13 protein-coding genes are annotated in these 19,136 nt (G+C 73.1%); 3 read left to right on the top strand and 10 right to left on the bottom strand.

The genetic code is table 11. The features are described from left to right. Positions 1–78 precede the first annotated feature (78 nt). On the bottom strand, positions 79–612 hold the full coding sequence (locus ABZ622_RS36440; RefSeq protein WP_360550784.1) for an NUDIX domain-containing protein: 534 nt from the start codon (positions 610–612) through the stop codon (positions 79–81). 57 nt (positions 613–669) lie between these two features. Between ABZ622_RS36440 and ABZ622_RS36435 the strand changes: the two genes are divergently transcribed. Together ABZ622_RS36435 and ABZ622_RS36430 are read left to right on the top strand one after the other, a co-directional pair. Then, on the top strand, positions 670–1,476 hold the full coding sequence (locus ABZ622_RS36435) for a M15 family metallopeptidase (RefSeq protein WP_360550782.1): 807 nt from the start codon (positions 670–672) through the stop codon (positions 1,474–1,476). Positions 1,477–1,594: 118 nt separating this feature from the next. After that, a complete protein-coding gene (locus ABZ622_RS36430) occupies positions 1,595–1,957 on the top strand; it encodes a DUF962 domain-containing protein (RefSeq protein WP_360550780.1) in 363 nt (120 codons plus the stop codon). Between the two features lie 104 nt (positions 1,958–2,061). On the opposite strand, the gene ABZ622_RS36425 is transcribed toward ABZ622_RS36430, so the two are convergent. The 4 genes from ABZ622_RS36425 to ABZ622_RS36410 are packed head-to-tail and all read right to left on the bottom strand — an operon-like array spanning position 2,062 to position 6,346. Then, positions 2,062–2,667 carry an ATP/GTP-binding protein gene (locus ABZ622_RS36425; protein ID WP_360550778.1) on the bottom strand — a complete coding sequence of 202 codons (606 nt, stop codon included), beginning with the start codon at positions 2,665–2,667 and terminating at the stop codon, positions 2,062–2,064. Further along, on the bottom strand, positions 2,648–3,070 hold the full coding sequence (locus tag ABZ622_RS36420; RefSeq protein ID WP_360550776.1) for a DUF742 domain-containing protein: 423 nt from the start codon (positions 3,068–3,070) through the stop codon (positions 2,648–2,650). The genes ABZ622_RS36425 and ABZ622_RS36420 overlap by 20 nt, the downstream gene beginning before the upstream one ends. Positions 3,071–3,077: 7 nt before the next feature. Continuing rightward, on the bottom strand, positions 3,078–3,521 hold the full coding sequence (locus ABZ622_RS36415) for a roadblock/LC7 domain-containing protein (protein WP_072489357.1): 444 nt from the start codon (positions 3,519–3,521) through the stop codon (positions 3,078–3,080). Next, a complete protein-coding gene (locus ABZ622_RS36410) occupies positions 3,518–6,346 on the bottom strand; it encodes a nitrate- and nitrite sensing domain-containing protein (RefSeq protein ID WP_360550774.1) in 2,829 nt (942 codons plus the stop codon). The genes ABZ622_RS36415 and ABZ622_RS36410 overlap by 4 nt, the downstream gene beginning before the upstream one ends. A gap of 544 nt (positions 6,347–6,890) precedes the next feature. Here ABZ622_RS36410 and ABZ622_RS36405 point away from each other — a divergent pair. Continuing rightward, positions 6,891–7,298, top strand: a complete 408-nt coding sequence (locus tag ABZ622_RS36405) for a hypothetical protein (protein ID WP_360550798.1) — start codon at positions 6,891–6,893, stop codon at positions 7,296–7,298. Between the two features lie 95 nt (positions 7,299–7,393). On the opposite strand, the gene ABZ622_RS36400 is transcribed toward ABZ622_RS36405, so the two are convergent. The 5 genes from ABZ622_RS36400 to ABZ622_RS36380 all read right to left on the bottom strand — a co-directional run bounded on the left by ABZ622_RS36400 (position 7,394) and on the right by ABZ622_RS36380 (position 18,788). Continuing rightward, entirely contained in the window at positions 7,394–12,217 is a 4,824-nt protein-coding gene (locus ABZ622_RS36400; RefSeq protein ID WP_360550772.1) for a hypothetical protein, read from the bottom strand. Between the two features lie 60 nt (positions 12,218–12,277). Next, positions 12,278–13,207, bottom strand: coding sequence for a hypothetical protein (locus ABZ622_RS36395; RefSeq protein ID WP_360550770.1), 930 nt, complete (start codon positions 13,205–13,207; stop codon positions 12,278–12,280). Further along, entirely contained in the window at positions 13,204–13,434 is a 231-nt protein-coding gene (locus tag ABZ622_RS36390; protein WP_360550768.1) for a hypothetical protein, read from the bottom strand. The genes ABZ622_RS36395 and ABZ622_RS36390 overlap by 4 nt, the downstream gene beginning before the upstream one ends. Then, positions 13,431–14,960, bottom strand: coding sequence for a hypothetical protein (locus ABZ622_RS36385; RefSeq protein WP_360550766.1), 1,530 nt, complete (start codon positions 14,958–14,960; stop codon positions 13,431–13,433). Before ABZ622_RS36385 ends, ABZ622_RS36390 begins: the two co-directional genes overlap by 4 nt. 180 nt (positions 14,961–15,140) lie before the next feature. After that, the gene (locus tag ABZ622_RS36380; protein ID WP_360550796.1) at positions 15,141–18,788 is read right to left on the bottom strand and encodes a hydantoinase B/oxoprolinase family protein; all 3,648 of its coding nucleotides are present in this window, start codon (positions 18,786–18,788) and stop codon (positions 15,141–15,143) included. Positions 18,789–19,136: the final 348 nt, after the last annotated feature.

Raw genomic sequence — 19,136 nt, 5'->3', positions numbered from 1 at the left:
GTCGGGGGAGCGCCCCTCCGGCGGGGGTGCGCTTCTCGGGGCCCGGCTCTCGGCCGGGCGCGCGGTGCCTGCTTCCGGTCAGCGGTAGCCGCCGTCGAACCAGGTGCGGACGGCGCGGGTGTGCAGGGGGAAGGCCAGCTCGGCGGGTGTCCGGAGCAGTCGGAAGCCGGCCGTCTCGTCGGTGGGCCGGGAGGGCGGGAGCGCGGTCGCCGGGCGTTGTGGGAGGAGGCCGAAGAGGAGCAGGTGGCCGTCCGGGGCGCTGAGGGCGTCGGCGAGGCGGACGTCCCGTTCGTCGGCCGTGATGCCGGTCTCCTCGCCCAGTTCCCGTACGACGGCGTGTTTCCAGTCCTCGTCGTGGTCGATGTGGCCGCCGGGGAGGGCGAGGGCGCCGGGGTGGGGCGGGATGGTGCGGGTGATCACCACGAGACCGGTGCCGTCCCGGTCGGTGACGGGGAGAAGGGCCACGGCGACCGGCAGTGGGTTGCGGTAGGCGGTGCTGCCGCAGGCCGTGCAGGTGCGGGGCCAGGTGACGGTTGTGGTCCAGGGCGCTCCGCAGCTGCCGCAGTGCGAGTCCTTGGCCGGTTTCTCGGGGTTGCTCCTGGGTGCGGACACGCGCGGACTGTACCGGATCCTCCGGCGGACTCCCCCGTACTGCTGGATTATGTGCTCATGACAGGTCTTGCTTCCGCTCTCCGTGTCCTGGCGGCCACCGCCGCCGCCCTGCTCGCCGTCACCGCCGCCGCCCCGGCCGCCGGTGCGAGGCCCGAACCGAAGGCGCCGGAGGAGTTCGTGGCGCTGAGTTCGGTGGATCCGACGATCATCCAGGAGATGCGCTACCCCACCGCCCACGACTTCATGGGCGTACCGGTCGACGGCTACCGCGATCCGCTCTGCATCCTGACCCGGCCCGCGGCCCGGGCGCTGCACCACGCGCAGACCCGGCTGCTGCGCCGGGGCTACTCGCTGAAGGTGTACGACTGCTACCGGCCGCAGCGGGCCGTGGACCACTTCGTGCGCTGGGCGAAGGACCTCGACGACGAGGCCATGAAGGGAGAGTTCTACCCCCGGGTCGACAAGACGCGGCTGTTCTCGGACGGCTACATCGCGGAGAAGTCCGGGCACAGCCGCGGCAGCACGGTCGATCTGACGCTGGTGAGGCTGCCTGCCGCGCCGACCCCGCCGTACCGGCCGGGTGACCCGCAGGTGCCCTGCTACGCACCCGCGGCCGAGCGGTTCCCGGACAACTCCGTGGACATGGGCACCGGTTTCGACTGCTTCGACACGCTCTCCCACACCAATGACCCGCGCATCCGGGGCGAGCAGCGCACCCATCGGCAATTCCTGAAGAGGACGCTCACGGACGCCGGCTTCGTGAATCTGGCCGAGGAATGGTGGCACTACACCTTCAAGCCCGAACTGTTCCCGGACACCTATTTCGACTTCCCGGTGGCCCGGCGCTCCGTCGCGGGCCACTGACACGGGTGCGAAGAGGCGGACGGCCGGGACCACCCCCGTGGGCCCCGGCCGTCCGCTTCTTCTTCTCCGACGCGGATCGGCCGTTTCCGGTTGCGGTCCGAACTACTACGGTGCCCGTATGTCACAGCAGACGTTCGATTCGTACGAGGAGTTCTGGCCCTACTACGTGGCGATGCACTCCAGGGCCGCGACCCGGTGGGTCCATCTGACCGGCACCCTGACCGGGCTCGCGGTCAGCGCCTACGGGCTGGCACGGGGGCGCAAGCGGTACCTGGCCGCGTTGCCGTTGATCGGGTACGGGACCGCCTGGCCCGCGCATTTCCTGATCGAGAAGAACAATCCGGCCACCTTCGGGCATCCCGCCTGGTCGCTTCGCGGCGATGTGCAGATGATCCGGATGATGCTGGCGGGACGCGACCGGGAGCTGGCCGCGATCGCCGCCGGGTGGCTGGCCGACAACGGGTGCTGCCAGGAGTGTTGACGGTCCGTCGCGGCGGGAGAAAACTCATCGCCCAGTGACACGACGACGCGCGGCCCGTACCCCGGTCGGCGGGGGCACGGGCCGTGTCGCGCACGGAACGGCCGTTACGTGACGACGGGCTCGCGGACGCGTTCCTCGCGGGCCACGGCATGCTCGACGACGCCCACCAGTACGTCCCGTACGGAGCCGCGGTCGCGCGCGTCGCACATGAGCACGGGCACCTCCGGGTCCAGGTCCAGCGCCGCCTGCACCGTCTCGACGGGGAACTCGTCGGCCCCCTCGAAGCAGTTGACGGCGACGGTGAACGGAATGGCCCGGCGTTCGAAGTAGTCGACCGCCGCGAAGCAGTCCTCCAGCCGCCGGGTGTCCGCGAGCACGACGGCGCCGAGCGAGCCCTGGGCCAGTTCGTCCCACAGGAACCAGAAGCGGTCCTGCCCCGGGGTGCCGAAGAGGTACAGCACCAGGTCCTCGCGCAGGGTGATCCGGCCGAAGTCCATGGCCACCGTGGTGGTGGTCTTCGCCTCCACGCCCGCCAGGTCGTCCACCGGACGGCCCGCCTCGCTGAGTCGTTCCTCCGTGCGCAGCGGCCTGATCTCGCTGACCGCGCCCACCAGAGTCGTCTTGCCCACTCCGAATCCGCCCGCCACCAGGATTTTCAGGGTAACGGGCTCAACGGGCCGCTTCTTGCGGCTAGAGCGCCCGAAGGCCATTGATCACCTCGCGAAGAATGTTCACGTCCGGCAGCTCGGCCGGCGGAACGGGACGGGTTACGTGTACCAGCTCGTCCTCGACGAGGTCGCCGACCAGGACCCGGACCACCCCGACGGGGAGGTCCAGGCCGGCCGCGAGCTCGGCGATCGACTGGGGCATGCCACTGCAGAGTTCGACGATCTCCACGTGTTCCGGGGAGAGCGTCTGGTCCCTGCCGGGATCGTCCGCCTCGAGTTCGGGGACGACGATCGCGATCAGGTCGAGACGATGGCGGGAGGCGCTGCTGGTTCGGCCCCGGGTCATCGCGTACGGACGGACCACCGGTCCCGCATCGGCGTCGTACCAGCGCGAGGCCTGCGGGTCGGTGGGCGTTGCCGGAGATCTGGAGGAGTCAGCGCTCACCGTCCACTCACCCCCCGGCGGACAGACCGGTCGTCCGGGGTGCGTTGGCCAGATGGGCGCCGACGCGCTTGACCATCAGCGTCATCTCGTACGCGACCTGGCCGACGTCCGAGTCGGCGTCGGCCAGCACCGCGAGACAGCTGCCGTCACCGGCCGCCGTGACGAAGAGGAACGCCTCGTCGAGTTCGACGACGGTCTGGCGGACCCGGCCCGCGTCGAAGTGCCGCCCGACGCCCTTGGCGAGGCTGTGAAATCCGGAGGCCACGGCCGCCAGGTGTTCGCTGTCCTCGCGGGTCAGGTCCTTCGACGTGCCGGTGGCGAGGCCGTCACTGGAGAGCACCAGCGCCTTGTGGATGCTGGCGACGCGTTCGACGAGTTCGTCGAGGAGCCAGTTGAGCTGGCCGGAGCCCTGGCGTGCGGCGTTGGTTGCTGCGACGTTCGGTGCGGTCATCGACCGTCCCCTCCCGGAGTGGTTCCTTGTGCTGTTTCACCGGGGCCGGTCACGTCCTCGGCGTTCTGCCGACGGCCGCGCTGCCAGCCGCGTTGGAGCGAAGCCATGCGGCTGCGCACCTCTTCCGCATCACGTTCGAAGTCCTGGTCCGGTTCCGTACGGGCCGGCTCGGGATCGCGGACGGCCGAGTCCTCGCGCAATTGCGGGGCGAGGCTGGCCTGCCGGATGCGGCGGGGCAGACCGCCGATGGTCTCCCGGGTGCTCGGGGCCCCGGGGGAGGCGGACTGCTCGGGTGTGGCGGGCTCGGTGGGTCTCCGGAAGCCGGTGGGCTGCCGGGGTTCGGTGGGCGTGGGGCCGGTGCCGGACCCGCCCGGGCCGGCGGGGCCCTGCGGGGCGTCCCGCTCGGCGGCCGTGGGGTGGGCGCGGCCAGCCTCGTCGACCCGGCGGCCGTTGTCGGCGACCAGGGTCGGCGGTTTGCGGCGGGGCAGCGGCACCGGACCGCCCGGGCGTATCGGCCGTACGCCGGCCTGCGACTCCGCGTCCTGGTCCGTCGCCTGCTGGTGCTGTTCGCGGTCGGCGTCGCGCCGGAGGTCGCGGGAGCGGAAGATGCCGCCGCGTTCGCTCTCGGTGTCGTCGAGGTCGGAGGCGCCGCCCAGCAGGGGTTCGAGCAGCGGGTCGAGCACGGTGTCGCCCTCGAAGCCCAGGGCTCCGACGGGTCCTTCGAGCTCGACGGGCCCGTCCAGGAGGGCCGGGTCGACCAGGCCGGTCGGAACGGGGGCGAGGCCGGAGGGCCTGCCGCCCGCCCGGCGGTCGGCCGCGCCGTCCCTGCGGTCCTGGCCGCTCCCGGAGGCGTCACCGGCCGCCCGGCCACCGCTGCCGATCGCCCGCTCGGCCCGGCGGTCGAGGCGGAACCCGGTGCCGTGGGTGTCCGGGGCGTCGGTGAGCAGCGCCGCCGGGATGAAGACGACGGCGGTCGTGCCACCGTACGGAGAGATCTGCAGCGAGACGCGGACGTTCTGGCGCTGGGCGAGACGGCTGACCACGAACAGGCCGAGCCGGTCGGTGTCGGACAGCTCGAACTCGGGGGTCTCGGCGAGCCTGAGGTTGGCGTCCAGGAGGACGTCGGGCGTCATGCCGAGGCCGCGGTCGTGGATTTCGAGCGTGAAGCCGTTGGCGACGCGTTCGCCGAGCACCTGGACCGCTGTGTGCGGGGGCGAGAACACGGTCGCGTTCTCCAGGAGTTCGGCGATCAGGTGGGTGAGGTCGGCGACGGCGGGGCCGCCCACCCCGATCCGGGCCAGTCGGCGGACCTCGATCCGTTCGTAGTCCTCGACCTCGGCGACCGCCGCCCGCACCACGTCCATCAGCTGGATCGGCTTGCGCCACTGGCGGGACGGGGCCGCGCCGGAGAGGATCACCAGGCCCTCGGCGTGGCGTCGCATGCGGGTGGTCAGGTGGTCGAGGCGGAAGAGGTCCGCGAGTTCGTCGGTGTTCTCGGTGCGGCGCTCCATGGTGTCCAGGAGCGTCAGCTGCCGGTGCAGCAGCACCTGGTTGCGGCGGGCGAGATTGACGAAGACCTCGGAGACGCCGCGCCGCATGTCCGCCTGCTTGACGGCGGCCTCGACGGCCGCGCGTTGCAGGGTGTTGAGGGCCTGGCCGACCTGGCCGATCTCGTCCCGCTCGTACTGGAGGTGCGGGGCTTCCGTCTCGACGTCGACCTGCTCTCCGGCGGCGAGCCGGCGCATCACGCTCGGCAGCCGTACGCCGGAGACCTCGTGGGCGTCCTTGCGGAGCCGGGAGAGGTCCCGGATCAGTTCACGGCCGATGCGTACGGAGACGAACACCGAGGCGATCAGGGCGAGGAAGCCGAGGACGCCCGCGATGCCGGCCTTGATCAGGACGCTGTATCCGGCGGGCTTGCCGCGGTCCTGGAAGCGGTTGTTCATCTCCGTGGAGTCGTTGGCCAGCCGCTCCAGGACCGGCGGGGCGGCCTCCTGCCAGCGTTCGGCGTCGACGGCGCGCGGGTCCTGGGTGGGGCCGCCCTCGATGAGGGTCTTCTCCGCCGTCCGCAGCGGTTCGCTGTCCGGACTCGCCCAGTACCGCTCCACGCGCTGGCGCTCCGCGGCGGGAAGCGCGTCCACGTTGATCTCGTAGAGCAGCTTTCGATTGGCCACGAGATCGGATATCTGGCGCAGTTCGGCGGCGGTGAGCCGTCCGGCGATGAGTGACGAGGCGACCAGGGCGTCTTCGCGGGAGAGCATTTCGCGGGCTCGTGAGATGCCGACCAGTGCGCGGACCTGCTTGTCCATCGACACGTTCTCCATCGTGCGGAGTCCGGTCAGGAAGCGATAGCAGGGATCTATGAGGCGACCGTAGAACTCCATCGCCTTGGAGCGGTCGATGGTGCGCCGGTCGACCGATTCGCGGAGCGCGCCGAGGCCCTCGACCGTGCCGAGGATCGAATTCAGCTGAGTGTCGTCGTCGGAGCTCAGCGCGTCGCGGATGTCCTGCTGCCGGGCGCTGTCCTTGACACCGGCAAGGACGCGGTCGGTGGCCGCCCGTTGGCGCTGCAGGAGCGGGAGGGCGTTGGAGGCCCTGGGGTCGGCGAGGAAGACCAGGGTCTGGCGGCGCTCGTTCTGGATGGCCCGGACGGTGTCCTCCAGCGGATGGCCGACCTTCTCCACCAGGGTGCCGGCGCTCAGCAGGTGACCGGCCTCGCGTCCCGTCAGGAATGTGGCGAATCCCCAGAGCGCGGTGAGGGAGATGAGCGGCACCAGCAGCAACGCCACGATCTTCCTGCGGATGGACTTTCCGCGAAAGCGCATGGACTCCCCCAGCTCGACCCCGCGGGGGCGGGGGTCGTGTTCCGTCAATAAACGGCGCGAGCCTACTACTGACGGAGTAGCAACTCGAAGGGACGTCCGGACGATTTTCGGCCGCGCTGTCCGGTGTTGGTCATGGGTTGTCCTGGTATTCCGGGCAATGAAATTCGCGAAAGCGGCAGAAGAGACCTGGCAGGGCTTCATTCTGTTCGGTAGGGCAGTTGGCTGGATTCCTTCGCTTCGCGACGGTTCGGGGGAATCTTCACGGCCGTTCACTCGTCTCTCTGTACGAGGCAGGGGTAACACGGGGAGAGCCGGGGCCGGTCAGGCGGGATCATGGTGGTGGGTCGCCGTGCGCGATCCGCGGGGTGGGCGACGCGGGGCAGGGGTCGTGAGGCAGGACGGTCCGATCAGCCCGCGTAGAAACGGCGCATGCCGGGCAGCAACCCTGAAGTCGGACAGTGGTGGGGAGTTGAGAGCCTTGAAGACGGAACAGCGTCGGGGCGCGGTGCCGTCGGCACCGGCCGCGCCGGCGAACTCGGCAGCGGTGGGCGGGGCGAAGATCCCGCGCCAGCAGCTGTGGGTGGAAGAGCCCGCGACACGGCGGCGGATGCCGGACCCGGTCCGCAGGTCCGCCGTGCGTGCCGTTCTCATCATGTCGCTGACGATCATCCAGGCGATGGTGGCGTTCCTGTGCACGCTGACCGGGTCCTGGCCGGCTTTCCCGATGGTGCTGAGCAGTGTGGGCAGTACCGTGGTCGCGACCTGGTCGGTGCTGGATGTGTGGGTGACCCGGCAGGTCTGGAACCAGCGCAACGGCGTGGTTTCGGTGCCGAGCAGTTCGGCGCGGCAGTTGCGCCGTGAGCGCCGCAGGGCGCGGCGGGCGGCACGGACCGCGCAGCGGGACGAGGCGCGGATACGCCGCCGGGGCGCGGAAGGCCTCTCGCGGGCCTGAGCCGCCGTCGGGCCTGGGCGCCCCCGGGCCCGGTGCCCCCGGATCCGAGTGCCGTCGCGCCGTGTGTTCTCGCGGGTTTCCGCGCGCTCCCGCGCCTATTCGTCGGCGGGAGCCGGGGCGGTGCCGGGGGATGTGACGGCGCGCTTGAACATGCGGGTGGCGGTGATCTCGCCGTGCACCGTCTCACCGTTCGGGTCCTGCTGCGGCAGTCCGGGGCGCAGATGCTCCTCCACGCTGATGTACTTCAGCCCGGCACGAAGATCCGCGTCGTTGCGCAGCCGGATGACCAACGGGAATTCGGCGAGCGCCGTGGTGTCGAACAGTCCGGTCGTGTAGAGGAGTTGTACGCCCAGGGCGTCCGACACCGCGCGCTGGAGCTCCAGCAGATAGGTGGCGTTGGCGCGGCCGATGGGGTTGTCCAGGAAGAGCGTGCCCGCGTGCCGGTGCTGGTGCCGGTCACGGCCCCGGTCGTTGCTGCGCAGCGCGGCCATCGTGCAGTACAGCGCGATGGCTGCGGTGAGCAGCTGGCCGCCGGAGAAGACGTCGCCCATCTGTCCGACCGGGACACGCTCGGCGCGCAGCACCGCGTCCGGCTTGAGGATCTCCACGGCGATGCCCTTGGGCTCCAGCGCCGCCTGCACACCGCGCAGCAGCAGGGACATGCCGTCCCTGCGCAGGTCGGAGTTCTTCTTCAGCGCGGCGCGGGTCGCCTCGTCGACGACCTCTCCGAGCCGTTCGGTGAGGGTCGCCTGGTCGGGTTCCTCGAAGCGGATGCGGAGGAATTCCTGGCCCGACCACTCCCCCAGGCCCTCCGGGAGCTGGGAGAGCCGCTGGGCGGAGCGCAGGGTGGTGAGCGCGGACTCCACCAGGCCGCGGAGCCGGTCGACGATGGAATCGCGGTTGCGCTCCAGCTGGGCCAGCTCGTCGGTGAGCACCCTCAGCCGGGGCGCGAAGGCCGCGGCCCACTTCTCGGCGTGCTCGGGCAGCGCGGCGGCCGGCAGCTCGCGGATCTGCTGACGGGCGGGGGTGCGGACCTGTTCGTAGCGCGTGGAGTTGGCGTGCCGGACGAGGACGTCGCTCGCTTCGCGTACGGCGCTCTCGGCGGCGGACAGCTCGGTGGCGCAGCCGCGCAGGGAGCGGCGGGACTCGGCCGCGGACTGCCGGGCCTCGTCGAGGCTGCCCGGATACGGCTCGGGGGCCTCGGTGTCGTCGTCCGCGCCGTGGTCCCGGAGCAGGTCGCGCAGGAGGGCGGCCGTCTCGTCGAAGCCGCCTGCCGAGTCCTCGGCGGTGCGGTGGGCGTGCAGCAGCTCGGCGTGGGCGGCGCGGGCGGTGTCCAGGGTGGCGGTGGCGGCGGCCAGTTCGGCCGTGGCGGTGCGCAGGAGGGCCTGGGCCCGCTCGGCGTCGGCGGGGACCAGCTCTTCGGGAAGTTCGGTGTGGCGGGACTCGCCGTCGGCCGGGGCCAGTCGCTCGGCCTCGCCGCGGAGCCGGCCCAGCTGCTCGCTCGCGGTGGAGGCCCTGGTCTCCAGGAGCTGGACCAGGGACTCGGCCCGTGCGGCGGCCGCCTGCCGGGAGGGGCCGTCCGCGCCGTCGGTGCCTTCGAGGAGCTGGGCGGCGCGGGTGCGGACCTTGTTGGTGAGCCGGTCCAGCTCGGCGAGGGCGGCGCTCTCGTCGCTCTCCGCGCGGGCCTGCTCGGCGCGCAGATCGGCGCCCACGCCGACCTTCTCGTACAGCTGGGACGCCGCCCGGTACGCCTCGCGCAGCGCGGGGAGTGCGGGGCGCGGGCCGTCGTCCCCGGGCTCCGGGAGGTGCTCGGGGGCGCCGGCGATCTCCGCCCGTTCGGCACGCAGGGCGCGGGCGGTGCGGCGGGCGTCGTCGGCGGCGCGCTGGGCGGCCCTGCGGTCCTCGTCGGCGGCGCGGGCCCGCTCCAGGCAGACGGTGGCACGGGCCTCGGACTCGGCCGCCTCGTCGACGAGTTCGCGGAGCTTCACCTGCCAGCCCGCGCGTTCGCGGAGCCGGTACGCGAGCCCCGCGAGGGCGTCGGCGGCGCGGCGGGCCCGCTGGGCGGCCTCCTGGCGCTCCTCACGGACGCGGGCGGTGTCCGCGGCGGCCTCGTCCGCCTCGGCGCGCACCGTACGGGCCTCGGCGAGCTCGGCCTCGGCGGTCTCCGCCGCCGTGCGGGCGGTGTCCGCGGCCCCGGCGAGCTCGGCGAGCATTCCGGGCGGGCAGTCGGCCCGCCAGGAACCGATGCGGGCGGCCAGCGAACGGTCGGCGGTGAGGCGGGCCGCGAGGGTGCGGATGTCCTCGTCGCGGGTGGCGGTCCGGCTCCTGAGCGCCTGGCGCTCTTCGTCGGCGGCGAGTTCGTCGTGCATCGCCGGGTTCGGCGGGACGAGGAACACTCCTTCGGTGTTCGCCGCCGAACCGGTGCCGGCGGCGGGGACGGGGGCGAGCAGCGCGGCGGCGGTGCCGACGGCGACCGCGGAGCGCGGCAGCAGTGCGGCGCCGCTGAGGGCCTCGCGGGCGCGGGCGTGCGAGTCGGGGTCGGTGATGACCACGCCGTCGACGAGCTCGGGGCGGGCGGCGAGGACGGCCGCGTGGTCGGCGGGGTCGACGGCCTGGGCGAGGTAGCGCCAGCCGGGCAGCGCGGGGATGCCGTGCTCCCCGAGGTACTCGACGGTGGCGAGGACGTCGGGGCCGGGCGGCAGCAGTCCGCCGTCGCCGAGGGCGCCGAGGATGCGGGAGTCGTCGGCGGCCGCCGTGCGCAGTTCGAAGAGGCGGCGCTCGGCGGAGGCGATGGACTGGTCGAGCAGCTCACGCAGTTCGTCGGCGCTGCGGTCGAGTTCCTGGGCGGTGAGCGGCTGTTCGGGGGCGGTGGCCTGTTCGGCCGTGACGGTGTGTGCGCCGTGGGCCGCCTGGACGGGCCCGCCGGCCTCGCCCGGCCGGCCACCTGCTTCCGCTGTGGCCCGTAGGTCGGGGGTGGCCGGGCCGTTGTCGGCGTCGGTCCCGGTGTCCTCGGCGCCGTCCCGGTCCGTTCCGGCCGCGCCGCTGCGGGGGCGGGGCACGCCGGTGCCGTGGGCGGTGGGCAGGCCCAGCAGGTCGGCCAGCCGGTGGTCGGCGGCGATCGACTCGGTGGTCCTGAGCTCGGCCTCGTACGACTGTTCCGCGGCCTGTGCGGCGTCGGCGGCCCGCGCCGCCGCGAGTTCGGCACGGCTCTCGGCGGCCGCGGCTTCCCTGGCCACGTCGGCCGCCGAGCGGGCGGCCTGCCTGGCGGTGTCCCACGCGGCGACGGCGGACTGCTCCGCGTCGCTGGCGGCGAGGGCGGCGCGGGCCGGGTCGGCGTCCGGCGCGGTGTCGTCGAGCCAGCCGGCCCGTACCGCTTCCGCGGTCTCCTGCTCGACCTCGGCGAGGCGCTGGCGCAGGTGTCCGGCCTCGCTGCGGGCGCGCTGGGCCTCGGTGGCGGCGGTGGTGGCGTCCCGGTGGGCGGTCTCGCCCGCGCTCTGGAGGGTGTCGGAGCGCTCCTCCTCCTCGTTGGCCACGGTCTCGCCGGCCTCGGCGGCGGTGTGCAGTGCCTGTACGAGGTCGGCGGCGGCCTTGGCGCGGGCGGCGAGCGCGGGCGCGGCGTCCCGCTCCGCCTCGCGGATGGCGACGGCCACCCGGGCGGAGCGGTCGGCGGCGGCGCGGTGGCGCAGTACGGCCTCGGCGGCCTGCCAGGCGGAGTGCAGGGTGCGTGCGTCGACCAGTTCGCGGCGCTGGGCGGCGGCGCCCTTCTCCGCCGCGGTCAGGGCCAGGGAGGCATGCCGGTAGGCCAGTTCGGCGGCGATCGACGCGCTGCGGCCGCGGGCCTGTTCGGCCGAGGTGACGGTGTGCGCGGCGCCCGTCACCTGCTGGGCCAGTTCGGCGGTCCGGCCGCGTTCCTCGCGGGCGCGGGCGGAGAGCCTGCGGGCGAGCGTACGGGTGCGGCGTTCGGCGCCCGCATGGATGTCCCGGGCGCGGGAACGGGTGCCGGCGGCCTCCACGATCCGGCCGAGGAGATCGGCCGAGCCGGCCGTGAAGTCGCGCTCGGCGGTCAGTTCGGCGCGGCGGCCCAGCTTGTTACCGAAGCCGCTCACCAGGTCGGCGAGGCCGTCGGTGTCGCGGGTGTCGGTGACGGCACGGAGCAGCAGGTCGGTGAAGTCGGAGTCCTTCTTGACCGCGAAGAGGCCCGCCGCCTCGCCCTCGTCGGCGTTCATCTCGCGCTGGTAGCGGAAGAGTTCGGGGTCGAGCCCGAGGTCTCCGAGGTGTTCGTTCCAGCGGTCGTGGATCTCTTCCCAGTGCACATCGAGGTGCTGGTAGAACTTGCCCGCCTCGGTCAGGGCGTCGCGGAAGCCCTTCATGGTGCGCCGTCTGCCCTGCGCGCCGGAGACGCCTTCGGCTGGGCGGCGTACGGAGGTGGCCTCGGCGACCGGCAGGGAGTCCAGGCTGAGGCCGGGGCCGGGCCGGAAGGAGTACCAGGCCTCGGCGAACTTCCGGGGGTCGTTGGAGACCTGCCGGCCGCGCCATTCGCTGACCTTGCCGACGACCACGCACTCGCCGGTGAGGGTGTGCTGCCATTCCAGGGCGACATGCCCGCAGTCGTCGGCGAGCAGGAATTTGCGCAGCACACCGGAGCTGGCGCCGCCGAGGGTGTTGCGGTGTCCGGGCAGCATCACCGAGAAGATCAGCTTCAGCAGTACCGACTTGCCCCCGCCGTTCTCCAGGAAGAGCACGCCGGCGGGGGCGGGGCGGCGCGGCGGGCCGACCGGCTCCTCCTCGAAGAACTCCGCCTGGGCGGGCGCGGGGTTGGGCACGGGCTCGCCCACTGAGCGCAGGTCGAGCACGGTGTCGGCGTAGCGCGCACCGGCAGGCCCGATGGAGTAGAGGCGGACCCGGGACAGCTCGTACATGGCGGCGGACTCTCGTCGTTCAGGCAGCGGGAGGGAGAAGGCGGTGGTGGGGCGGGCCGGTCAGGCGTGGAAGGGCAGACCGGCGTCGGCGGCCAGCTCCAGGTCGTCGGCGTCGGGCGGCGGCAGCAGCGTCGCCGTGCCGTCGGTGACCGGTACGACTCCGAGTTCGAGCAGTTCGGCCATGGCGGCGCTGCCGGCCATGTCGCGGACCTGGAGCTGGTAGCGGGCGGTGGTGCGGAAGGCTCCGCCGGCGTCGTCGCCGGTGCGCTGGAGGAAGCCGGAGTCGGTGAGGAAGGCGACGGCCTTGCCGACGATGCCGGTGGTGGAGCCGGCCAGGCGGCGGGCGTCCTTCGTGGCTCCGGTGGAGCTGCGCCGGGCGTAGATCCGCCAGGCCGCTTCGAGTCCGGGGGCGTCGGTGGCCGGGTCGGTGTTGTCCCCGTGCTCCTCGGCGCGCTCCTCCAGGCGGTGGCATGCCTGGCGTACGAACGAGTCGACGCCGTTGACCGTGATCCGGCCGATGTAGGCGTCGTCGGCGAGGTCCTCGGGGCGGGGGAAGGCCATCGCGGCGACCGCGAGGTGCGCGAGCCCGTGCAGGAAGCGGTCGGCGGAGTCGGAGGAGGCGCGGCGGGCGTAGTCGCCCATGCGGACGGCGAATACCGAGTCCTCACCTGCGGTGACGGCCATGCCGGCCCGGGTGGACACCTCCAGGACGACCAGGCCGAGTCCGGTCGCCACGGCGTCGGCGAGCCGGGCGAACGCGGTCTCCTCCCGGTAGCGGCGGAGCAGGTCGGCGTATTCGGCGTCGCGGGCGGGCAGCAGCTTGGGCTGCAGGCCGAAGGCGACGAGCCGGGCGGCATCGGCCGCGTCGGCCGGGGTGACGGACGGCGTGGCCGCGGGAGCCGCCGGGTCGGCGGGGCCGGTGTCCTCGGTCGCGTACGCGGCGGTCGGCTCACTCCACGCGTCGGCGTGCTGTGCGCGGTGGTCGCTCACGACGGTCGCTCCTTGCTGCGGAAACTCTTCGGTACGGGGTGGGCGGCGGCTCTGGCGGGGGCCGTCCCGGGCGGCGCGGTCCGGTCCGGGGCCGTGGCAGGTGTCCCGGCGGGGGCCGGGCGGGTCGGTGTCCGCCGTGCGGTGCGGGCCGAGTGGGTCGATGCCCGCCGCGCGGTACGGGCCGTGCCGGTCGGCGTCCACGGCGCGGTGCGGGCGGCGTCGGTCATGACGCCTCCGTGCGGTCCGCGGCCATTCCGGCCGCGTCCAGCAGGGCCGTGCCGACGATCAGGTCGGCGCCGCCGAACTCCGGGTCGTCGAGCTGTGTGCCGTCGTCGACGGAGAACAGCAGCCGCTGCTCGCCCTGGCGGTAGGCGGTGCCGACGGGCGGGCTCGCGGCGTGCACCGCGAGGAGGGCGACGAGATAGGCCAGATCGGGATCGCCGCCGCGCCGGGCCTCGGTGAGCAGGCCCGAGAGCCGGCGCGGGGCGTCGTGCTCCAGGTCCAGGAGCTCCATGGCGCTCGCGAGCTGCTCCTCGCTGAACCTGCTGTCGTCGGGGGTGGCGATCAGGTCGGGTTCGGGCATCTCGGCGCCCAGGTGTTCCCGCTCCATGGGCGGGGTGAGCAGCATGTCGACCAGGTCGCCCACCCGTACCGACGTGGGGGTGCGCAGTCCGGTGCCGTGGGCGAAGAAGGCGTCGGTGACGCGGATCGCCTGTTCGACGGGGAGCGGCAGCAGCGGGGCGACCAGCTGGCCGTACAGGTCGAGGCCGGTGCGGGCCGTGGGGGTGGCGAACGCCTGCCGGTCCTGCTCGGCGCGGAACAGCGGCCCGGCCTCCAGCAGACGTGACTGGAGCTGGGTGTGGCGGCGGATGCAGTCCTTGACGATGTCCACGAGCTCGGCGGCGCGGCGCTTGTGCTCGGGCTCCTCCGCCTCGTCACGGGCCTTGCGGATGTTGGTGAGGATCGCGTTCTCGTGGCGGTAGCGGTCTGCCACGTGGTCCAGGGCTTCGGCGATCATGTCGGGCACCGCGTTGAGCCAGTCGACGGCGCGGACGTTGCGCCGGGTGGCCTCCAGGGTCTTGCGGAGGGTCTCCGCGTACTGGACGGTGCGGTAGCGGGCCTGTTCGGCGGCGAGCTGGGCGTCCGCGAGGCGGCCCCGGCTGATGAGGACCTCCAGCTTGACCTCGGCGGCGATCTGGGCGCTGGTCACGTCCGTGTCGAGGGCGCCCACCAGGACGTTGACCGCTTCGTCGGTGGCCCGGAGGTAGACGGTGCCGCCGTATCCCGGGACCTCTTCGATCAGCTTGAAGTCGTAGTCGCGGCGGACGTACACCCCGTCGGGGCCGAAGGTGCCGTACACGGCGCGGAATCCGCGGTCCACGCTGCCGACGTTGATCAGGTTCTCCAGCACCCAGCGGGCGACCCGTTCGTGCTCGGCCACGGGGCGGCGCGGGGCCTGGGCGGCGACCCGGGGCAGCAGTCTGGTCACTATCTGGTCGTGGTCGGCACCCGTGTCGAAGTCCATGTTGAGGGTGACGAGGTCGATCGCGGCGAGCGCGACCTCGGCCATCGCGTAGACCGTGTACTCACCGGCCAGATTCGCCTTGCGCACATCGAGATCGTGCAGCGGCGCCGTGCAGGCGAGCGCCCGCAGCCGCCGCGAGAGCCCCTCGTCGGCGGCCGGGCCCGGGGCGGGCCGCGGCCCCGCGCTGAGCTGGGGCGCAGCGTTGTCCGTGTAGGCAGGCGAAGTCACGCTGCACAGATTAGGTCCTCGGAGTGACAACGGTCGAAACGGCGCAGAAGCGACCCCCGGGGCCCGCCGTTGAGGCCTGCAATTGAGGCCCGTCGTTGAGGCCCGCCGTTGAGGCCGTCGTTGAGGCCGTCGTTGAGGCCGTCGTTGAGGCCCGCCGTTCGATCAGGGCGGGGGCCCGCGTCAGCCGGTGCGTTCCGTACGGTCGTCGTGGTCCGGCTCCGGGGTTCCGTAGCCCCCGCCGCCCGGTGTCCGGAGCACCAGTACGTCCCCGGGTTCCAGCTCGGCCGTGTCGCAGCCGCGCAGCGGGGTGGGTGCCCGGCCGTCCGGGTGCTCGATGTGCTGGTCGCCCGGTGCGCCGGGTCCGCCACCCGCCATTCCGTACGGGCGGACCCGGCGGTGGCCGGAGAGGAGCGCGACGGTGACGGGTTCCAGGAAGCGGATGCGCCGCTCCACGCCGCGGCCGCCGTGCCAGCGTCCGTCGCCGCCGCTGCCGTCGCGTACCCGGAAGCTCTCCAGCAGGACGGGGTAGCGCCATTCGAGGACTTCGGGGTCGGTGAGGCGGGAGTTGGTCATGTGGGTCTGTACGGCGTCGGCGCCGTCGAAACCGTCGCCCGCGCCGGAGCCGCTCGCCACGGTCTCGTAGTACTGGACCCGTTCGTTGCCGAAGGTGAGGTTGTTCATGGTGCCCGAGCCCTCGGCCTGGATGCCGAGGGCCGCGTAAAGGGCGCCGGTGACGGCCTGGGACGTCTCGACGTTTCCCGCGACGGTGGCCGCGGGGTGGACGGGCGCCAGCATGGAGCCTTCCGGGATGCGGACCTCCACGGGTTTCAGGCAGCCGCTGTTGAGGGGGATGTCGTCGTCGACCAGGGTCCGGAAGACGTAGAGCACGGCCGCCATGACCACGGATTTCGGCGCGTTGAAGTTGCCCGGCTGCTGGGGTGAGGTGCCGGTGAAGTCGACGACCGCGCCGCGGGCGGCCCGGTCCACGGTGAGGGCGACCTCGATGACCGCGCCGTTGTCGGTCTCGTAGCGGTAGGCGCCGTCGTGCAGTTCGGCGATGATCCGGCGGACGGACTCCTCGGCGTTGTCCTGTACGTGCCGCATGTAGGCGTCCACGGCGTCGGTCCCGAACTGTTCGGTCATGCGCCGGAGTTCGGCGATGCCCTTCTCGTTCGCGGCGATCTGGGCGCGCAGGTCGGCAAGGTTGGCCTCCGGGTCGCGGGAGGGGTACGCGGCCGTGGTGAGAAGTTCGCGCGTCTCGTCCTCGCGGAACCTGCCGTCGCGCACCAGCAGCCGGTTGTCGAACAGCACCCCCTCCTCGTGGATGGTGCGGCTGAAGGCCGGCATGGAGCCGGGGGTGATGCCGCCGATCTCGGCGTGGTGTCCGCGCGACGCCACGAGGAAGCGCAGCCGCGGACGTTCACCGCCGGTCGTGTCGAACACCGGTGTCACCACGGTCACGTCGGGCAGGTGGGTTCCGCCGTGGTACGGATCGTTGATGGCGTACACGTCGCCGGGCCGCATCGTGTCACCGTTGCGCCGCAGCACCTCCTTGATGGACTCCCCCATCGAGCCGAGGTGGACGGGGATGTGCGGGGCGTTGGCGATCAGATTGCCGTCCGCGTCGAAGAGCGCGCAGGAGAAGTCGAGCCGCTCCTTGATGTTGACGGAGTGCGCCGTGTTCTCCAGGCGCACGCCCATCTGCTCGGCGATCGACATGAAGAGGTTGTTGAAGACCTCCAGCATGACGGGGTCGACGCGGGTGCCGACGGCGGTACGGTCCGGGCGCGGGCGGACCCTGGTGAGCACCAGATGGCCGGTGTCGTCGAGCACGGCCTGCCAGCCGGGGTCGACGACGGTGGTGGCGTCCGCCTCGGCGATCACGGCGGGGCCGGTCACGGTGTCCGCGGGCCGGAGGTCCGTGCGGCGGTGGAGCGCGGTGTCCTGCCATCGGCCGTCGGCGAACATCCGTACGGTGTCGTGCGGTCGGGGCCGGGTGCCGGGGCGGGGTGTGCGGTCGGCCCGGAGTGGCCGGTGCCGGCCCGCCGTTCCGGTCGCCTCGACCGAGACCGCCTCGACGACCAGGGGTTTGTCCATGGTGAACGCGTACCGTGCGCGGTGCTCGGCGGTGAACGCCGAGGTCATGGCGGATGGGGTGTCCAGGTCGACGGGCAGGCCGGAATCCGTACCGGCGTAGCGCAGCAGTACCCGGGCGTGTGTGCTGATCGCGCTGTCGGGGACGGCGTCGGCGCGCAGTTCGGCGCGGGTCCGGGCGGCCAGTTCGTCGCAGAGTTCACCGACCGCGGTCCGGGTCGCCTCGTCCAGTTCCGCCTCCACCGACTGCTCGCGCATCGCGGTGGCGTCGGCGAGGCCGATTCCGTACGCGGACAGCACACCCGCCAGCGGCGGTACGAGAACCGTGTCGATGCCCAGGGAGTCGGCGACGGCGCAGACGTGCTGGCCGCCGGCGCCGCCGAAGCCGGTCAGGGCGTAGCGGGTGATGTCGTGCCCCCGCTGCACGGAGATCTTCTTGACCGCGTTCGCCATGTTGAGCACGGCGATCTCCAGGAAGCCGGCGGCGGTCCCGGCGGCCGTGCGCCGGGTTCCGGTGGCGCGCGCCACGTCGTCGGCGAGCGCGTCGAAGCGTTCGCGGACCAGGTCCGCGTCGAGCGGGAGGTCTCCGTCCGGTCCGAACACGGCCGGGAAGTGCGCGGGCTGGATCCGGCCGAGCATCACATTGGCGTCGGTGACGGTCAGCGGGCCGCCGCGGCGGTAGCAGGCCGGGCCTGGGATCGCGCCCGCGGAGTCGGGGCCGACCCGGTAGCGCCGGCCGTCGAAGTGCAGGACCGAGCCGCCGCCGGCCGCGACGGTGTGGATGCTCATCATCGGGGCGCGCATCCGTACCCCGGCGACCTGGGTGCCGAGTTCGCGTTCGAACCCGCCCGCGTAGTGCGAGACGTCCGTGGACGTGCCGCCCATGTCGAAGCCGATGACCCGGTCGAATCCGGCCTGTTCGGAGGTGCGGGCCATGCCCACCACGCCGCCGGCGGGGCCGGAGAGCACCGCGTCCTTGCCCCGGAAGTGGGAGGCTTCGCGCAGTCCGCCGTTGGACTGCATGAACATCAGCCGGATGCCCTTCAGTTCACCGGCGATCTCGTCGACGTACCGGCGCAGGATCGGCGAGAGATAGGCGTCGACGACGGTGGTGTCGCCGCGCGGCACCAGCTTGATCAGCGGGCTCACCTCGTGCGAGCAGCTGACCTGGGTGAAGCCCGCCGCGCGGGCGGCGTCGGCCACGGCGCTCTCGTGTGCGGGGTGGCGGTAGCCGTGCATCAGGACGACGGCCGCGCTGCGCAGTCCGTCGGCGTGGGCGGCGCGCAGCCGCTCGGTGACCGCCTCCCGGTCCAGCGGTGTGACGACCCGGCCCCGGGCGTCGACGCGCTCGGGGACCTCGATCACCCGCTCGTAGACGGCCTCGGGCAGCAGGATGCGGCGGTCGAAGAGCCTGGGCCGGTTCTGGTACGCGATGCGCAGGGCGTCCCGGAAGCCCTCCGTGATGACCAGGACGGTCGGCTCGCCGCGCCGCTCCAGCAGGGCGTTGGTGGCGACCGTGGTACCGATCCGCACCGCGGCGACCCGGTCGGCGGGGACCGGGTCGGCGGGGCCGAGGCCGAGCAGCGCCCGGATTCCGGCCACGGCGGCGTCGCGGTAGCGGTCCGGGTCGTGGGAAAGCAGCTTGCGGGTGACCAGGTGCCCGTCCGGATCCCGGCCCACGACATCGGTGAACGTCCCGCCCCGGTCGATCCAGAACTCCCAGCGTCCCGTCATCCCTCCATACTGACCCGCGGCGCGGCCGACGGCCCGGACGGCGCGGCCCGTGCCCCCACCGTCCGGGCGTCGGCCGGCTGTACGGTGGCCGAGTGCTGCACGGCGGCCGGCTGTACGGCGGCCAGTGCGCGCCGCAGGGCCTCCTCGGCCCGTCGGGCGAGGCGGGCGCCGGTGCCGCACGCCCCGTGCCGCAGCTCCGCTCCGGCCGGGCAGAGCAGTTGGGGCAGCAGATCGGTGCTCCGGCGGGCCAGCCGGCTGGTGCCCGCGGTGACCAGCCGGAGCCAGAAGTCGAGGCGGCCCGGGAGCGGTCGGCGGGGGTCGAGCCCGGGGGCGGCGCCGAGCGCCAGC

Origin of the sequence: Streptomyces sp. NPDC007164, assembly GCF_040634135.1 — a bacterium.
In the GTDB taxonomy this organism is placed as follows: domain Bacteria; phylum Actinomycetota; class Actinomycetes; order Streptomycetales; family Streptomycetaceae; genus Streptomyces; species Streptomyces sanglieri.
This window is presented reverse-complemented; position numbering and strand designations above follow the sequence as displayed.

Excerpts from the sequence above, each read along its gene's own strand:
- ABZ622_RS36435 (WP_360550782.1), top strand. The coding sequence starts at position 670 with ATGACAGGTCTTGCTTCCGCTCTCCGTGTCCTGGCGGCCACCGCCGCC.
- ABZ622_RS36430 (WP_360550780.1), top strand. The coding sequence starts at position 1,595 with ATGTCACAGCAGACGTTCGATTCGTACGAGGAGTTCTGGCCCTACTAC.
- ABZ622_RS36425 (WP_360550778.1), bottom strand. The coding sequence starts at position 2,667 with ATGGCCTTCGGGCGCTCTAGCCGCAAGAAGCGGCCCGTTGAGCCCGTT.
- ABZ622_RS36415 (WP_072489357.1), bottom strand. The coding sequence starts at position 3,521 with ATGACCGCACCGAACGTCGCAGCAACCAACGCCGCACGCCAGGGCTCC.
- ABZ622_RS36410 (WP_360550774.1), bottom strand. The coding sequence starts at position 6,346 with ATGCGCTTTCGCGGAAAGTCCATCCGCAGGAAGATCGTGGCGTTGCTG.
- ABZ622_RS36400 (WP_360550772.1), bottom strand. The coding sequence starts at position 12,217 with ATGTACGAGCTGTCCCGGGTCCGCCTCTACTCCATCGGGCCTGCCGGT.
- ABZ622_RS36390 (WP_360550768.1), bottom strand. The coding sequence starts at position 13,434 with ATGACCGACGCCGCCCGCACCGCGCCGTGGACGCCGACCGGCACGGCC.
- ABZ622_RS36380 (WP_360550796.1), bottom strand. The coding sequence starts at position 18,788 with ATGACGGGACGCTGGGAGTTCTGGATCGACCGGGGCGGGACGTTCACC.